The sequence below is a fragment of the SAR324 cluster bacterium genome, assembly GCA_029245725.1.
GTDB lineage: Bacteria > SAR324 > SAR324 > SAR324 > NAC60-12 > JCVI-SCAAA005.
The window spans coordinates 1-4,600 of the sequence record JAQWOT010000142.1 but is presented as its reverse complement, the minus strand read 5'-3'; the positions used below and the strand labels follow the sequence as shown (position 1 = coordinate 4,600).

General features: G+C 48.4%; 1 protein-coding gene. It reads right to left on the bottom strand.

Annotated elements, in window-relative coordinates; genetic code table 11:
- Positions 1-4,600 (bottom strand): Ig-like domain-containing protein (locus tag P8O70_06530; GenBank protein MDG2196530.1); only part of this gene is annotated, 4,600 nt, incomplete at both ends.

Here is a 4,600-nt window from a genome sequence, read left to right as displayed (position 1 = left end):
TCGAGCACCGCGCAGGCGTGGTAGCCTCCAGTGCTGATAGATTTAACGGACTCTAACCCACTGACGGCAAAGGGAACGGTGCGTGGGGTGGTAGTTCCATTCCCCAATTGTCCATTAGAATTACCTCCCCAACACCTGGCAGATCCGTTATCGAGCACCGCGCAAGTGTGAGTTCCTCCAGCGCTGATGGATTTCACGGACTGTAGTCCTGCTACAGCTCCGGGAGTGGCGTTGTCAGTTCCAGAGCTCGCATTCCCAAGTTGCCCATAATCATTATACCCCCAACACATTGCGGATCCGTTATCGAGCACCGCGCAGGCGTGGTAGCCTCCAGTGCTGATAGATTTAACGGACTCTAACCCTATTACGACACCGGGAGTGGCGTTGTCAGTTCCAGAGCTTCCATTCCCCAATTGTCCCCGATGATTCTTTCCCCAGCACCTGGCAGAACCGTTATCGAGCACTGCGCAGGTGTAATTACCATATTGGTCCAAACCAGCTGAAATTGAGCGGGCGTTGCTTAGATTGAGGACGTTGCCGGGGGTGGCGTTGTCAGATCCAGAGCTTCCATTCCCCAATTGTCCATTAGAATTATATCCCCAACACATAGCGGAGCCATTATCCAACACTGCGCAGGTGTAATTGGCGCCGGCGCTGAGGGTTTCTCCAAAGTGGCAGGTACCGTACGGTGCATTTTCCCAGCGCAAGCGAGGATACTCACAGAGAGTCATTGGATCCCAGACATTGACGAAGTCCCACCCAGAGAAGATCGCTGTGGTGTTGTCCTGAGTTTGTTGGAGTTGGGCGGTGGTAGCTGGGGTCGCACTAACATTGTCATTTGGGGAGGTGTCTGTTTGATTATCATAATCAACGGATGAAGCAGTGTTAGTACTATAATATCCAATCGCTCCACCACCTGGATTTGAATGAATGACATAACCAGTTGAGTAACTGTTGTTAATAGTCGTATTTGCATTTTGTATATTTCCAATCAAACTACCAACACGTATGTTTCCTGTCACGTTGACATGTGCGTAACTATTTTCTAAGGAGGCAGGATTGGTAGTGGAACTACCACGTATCATTCCGATTAATCCTCCTTTATTGTTACCACTTTGATTATCAATAATGCCTTCAGCAAAAGATTTCTTGATTTGACCATCATAAAGGTCTCCAACTAGTCCACCAGCATTAGCATTAGTAACAGTACTTGCAATAAATAATTTAAGTTGCTTGATTCCAACCTGCTCAATCAAGCCAGATGCCTGACCAACTAAACCACCCAAGTTGGAATTGCCTTCAACAGTAGCATTATCAATTATTACATTCCTAATTGTATTTGTCGGATTAGTTCCGTAAGAATCGGCTAGTAATCCCGCTACTGTGCCAACGTCATTTTGTCCTCGTACAAAGCTATTGGTAAATTTAATATTTTCTACAATTGCTCCTCCTGCCGTACTTTGAATCTTCGAGAATAAGCCAACGTCAGTACCTGTTGAATTATCTATGCGGAGATTTTTAATAGTTTTATTATCACCGTTGAAAGAGCCTTCGAACGTCGGACCAATAGGGTTCCAATTGCTGATGCCACTCAGATCAATGTCACTGGTTAGCTTGTAGTGAGCGGTGAGGTTGTCCCTGATCTTGTCAAGGCCACTTGCATTTGAAATCAGGAAGGGGTCCGTTGCCGTGCCAGAACCGGCCATGCCAGTTTGGAAGGAAATCTGGGTTGGTTTGAGTGGATTGCCAGCTAGATCCTGAATCCCTGAATGCAAGTAAAGGGTGTAGTTTTCAGAAGGGGGAAGTGTGCTACTCGGATCAAAGTTCAGTTTGAACGTGCTTTCTTCATAAGTGATCCCACCTGCTACCAAGGTCCCATTATCGAATTTTAGTTCCACAGAACTTTGACTGAGCGAGCTGCTCAAAAGTGGTTCAGAAAAATCAACGGTGAGGTTGTCCCCAGCAGGAAATCCTGCTGCGCCATTTGTTGGGGACGAGTTTGTTACTACTGGCTGAGTATCATCAATCGCATACGATGCTTTTACTTCATCTGCTGAGAGCACACGATTGTAGATTTTGACCTCATCGATTTTTCCTTGGAAATATCGACCATTGAAGTCAGAACCAATCGTGAGATTGTCCGTGTTGACGCTGTTGCTGATCCCAATACTGTTGTTATCAGCAACCAACTCACCGTTGATAAACAATTTGAGCGTGTTGTTTCCTCTGGTCAGGCCAACGTGATACCAGGTGTTGTTATCCAGAGTTTTGGAGGAATTCAACCCATCACTGGCGATGGATCCGTCACTTTCCAGCTCAAGCACGAGGGGAGATGCATTGCTATGATACTTCGAGACAATCCCCTGTTCCCCTGATCCTACAGCCGTTGGATAAATCCAAGCTGCCACACTGAAGTTGTCTGTCAGGTCCAAGAAGTTATTATCGGGAATAGAGATATATTGACTCCCTGCTAAAGCTGCAGCCTTGTCTAATGCATTGAAACGGTCTGGAGTTGGGCTAGCACCGTTGACATAAATTCCGTCGAGTCTATTGCCCGAGTAATCAAAGGTGTTATTGTCCAAGGCGTAGTAGGCAACAAGCCCATTGCTTAGATCGAGACTCTGGTTATCAGTTTTGAAGTGAAAGAGCTGAGAGGGATAGAGGGTCAGGTTGTCCTGAGGATGCACAAAGCCCCGTAGCTGGAGTTGGTAGTTTGTCTCTTTTAGCAGTGGCCCTGTGGACCAGAAGACCAAACTGTCATTGTCCAGATTCCATTGCCCACTGACAGTTTGGTTGTCACTGGCTTTTTTAAGCTGAAGATTAGCCAGCGGATAGCTACTGGGCAAACTTTGTGGGTACTTGATTTTGAGACCAGCATAGGCATTGACGATTGGATTACTCTGATTATCGACTCTGGTCTGTCCGTCGTAGAGCCAGGCGCGATAAACGGTTCTGGTGGAAGTCAGGTTGTCAATGTTTCCAGCCTTGTCTCTCAGCCATAGATAGAGTGCGTGCTGCCGGGTGTTGCTGGTGTTGTCGAGTAGCAGGGAGTAGAGCAGGTTTGGCTGAGCTTGGACCCAGCCACTGCCATAGGCATTAGGAGTCGTAGTGTTATCAAGCTGAACCAGGAAGAAGTGAGTATCGTTGTCTGTTGTGTTGAGTTTGAGACTCAAGCTGTTGAAGGAGCTACTGAGGTTGTCAAACGCAACCGTGGTCTTGCTGGTGTCCGGAGTTGCATTATCAAAACGAATTTTAAAAGGATAGCCCCAGCCGATGTTTCCTGCCCGGTCCTGGATCCAGAGCGTGTGACTCTGTTCAGTATTCTGGCTCAGGTTGTCAAAGCGAAAGGTTTGGTTGTCCCAGTTGGGCAGCAGCTGGTTGAAGTCACTGAAAGAGGCACAATTAGTCGTGTTGAGACCGGAGTTATCAAAGATGGTTGAGTTACCGGCAGCAAAAGCCTGCAGGGTAGGCTTGTGAATACATTTGAAGGAGAGGTTGCCCTTCGTAATGTTATCCCAGAAACTCTGGCGGTTCGTGTTGTCAACTGGAGTGCTTGGGAAGACTTTCCAGGTCTCTAAGTCTACAGTTGGATAGGTGTTGCCCCTGGTGATCAGATGCCGCCAAGCACCACTGAGGTTATCCTTGGCCATAATCAGGTAGGCTAGAGATTCCTGGTTGGTGGCCTCCGGCAGGGTCAGTCCCCCTACTGGCATGCTGTAGTCATAGGTCAGCGTGAGGCTTTGGTTGTCAATAAGGGTCTGATTGTCAGCGCGGTAGAAGACTCGGACGGTTTGGTTGCCTTGAGCACCACTGAGCACAAAAGGGGCTCGGACTGGGTAGAAGAGAGGCAGTTGCCACTCAGCATCAGCAGGAGTAGAGAGATTGTCACTCAGCCGATACTGAGAGGCCCCCTCACCAACTTGTAGTAGGATGACCCTACTTCGAGTGTAGTTGTCATTGAATTCGCCGATGTGCTGCAGTGAGGCGCTATTGGGAGTGGTAGAGTTACCGGTGGTGAAACTCCAGCTGATGTTGTCATTGCTCAGGTTTTCCAGTGACTGAAGGCTGTCTTTGAGAAGTGTGGCGGTGTAGGAGGTGTTGTTATCCAGCAAGGAGTTGGGCAGACAATGAACACTAGCTGCCCAGAGAGAGGGTGAGCAAGAGACACGGCTCTGGTTGCCAGAGTAGCGCAACTCAAGGCTTAGGCTAGTTCCCTCAAAGAGAGGCCCGTTAAAAGTCAGGGTTGGAATAATGTTTTGAGCAACTCCGGTGGCATTGTCCCTAGGCTCTTTCTGAATCACTCTGGGGAACTTGTTGCTGCTGTTATCTCCGGTGGTAAAGCTCCAGGAGTAGTTGTTGAGGAGTTTCTGCCCAGACTGGCTTAGCAAGCCTGCAGATGCGGTGGCCTGGTAAGTCGTCTTTTGATGGAGGTTGATTGTAGGTTTGAAGAGCAACCAGTTTCTTTTCACTGAGACGGTACCTGTGACGGCATGGCCTTGGATGTCAGTGAGGACCAGGCTACTGGAAGAGATTGAACTGCTGCGGAGGTTTTCGGCAAAGGCCAAGCCGATGCGTCCGTTGATGGGAAATCCTTGCTCTC